1 protein-coding gene is annotated in these 586 nt (G+C 38.1%); it reads right to left on the reverse strand.

The window, feature by feature from the left end; genetic code table 11:
* Window positions 1–94: 94 nt before the first annotated feature.
* The coding region (locus H5232_RS23580; RefSeq protein WP_182831709.1) for a hypothetical protein at window positions 95–586 on the reverse strand (492 nt) is incomplete at its 5' end.

The following is a 586-nucleotide window of genomic DNA, read 5'->3' on the forward strand; positions in this document are numbered from 1 at the left end:
TTTATTTGCTGGTACAAGTATTGTCCAAGTTGTTGGGGGATGTTTTTTATTTCAGGTCGCATGTGCTGTCCTTAGCGTTTTCTATATAAGTTAATTATTGCTCAATGAGTACGACGATAGATTTACCTTGCTCAGCCGCATCTCTAAAGGTTACAAAGTATTTATCTCGAACTAGCTCATAGGCTTCGGGGTTTACTTCATCGTCTCCATCCTTTTCAATTTCAGCAATAATTTGCTGCCCTTCTAAGTTGCTAATATCAAAATTGTATTCTTCCTCCATTATCGCGTATAAATCTTTAACCATATCCGCAGGAAAAAAACCAAAGCTACCGCTGATATCCGCATCGGGTGGGAGTAGTTTGTGAGGATAAAAATTAAAGCTAGCAATCAATAATAAACGGCTATTACCCGCAATGGCGTCCCATAATTGCAACGCAGGCTCAAAGCCACGCAAATTTATTTCAATGCTTTGCCAATGAATGGCTTCTTTTTGAGTTATGTCTAATAACTGTTGGTATTTACTTTCATCATCACCGTCAAGCGAAGTAGGGTATCTATCTTCGTCAATAAGTGATAAGTGAATTAA

The organism is Pseudoalteromonas sp. SG41-5 (assembly GCF_014164495.1).
In the GTDB taxonomy this organism is placed as follows: Bacteria; Pseudomonadota; Gammaproteobacteria; order Enterobacterales; family Alteromonadaceae; genus Pseudoalteromonas; species Pseudoalteromonas rhizosphaerae.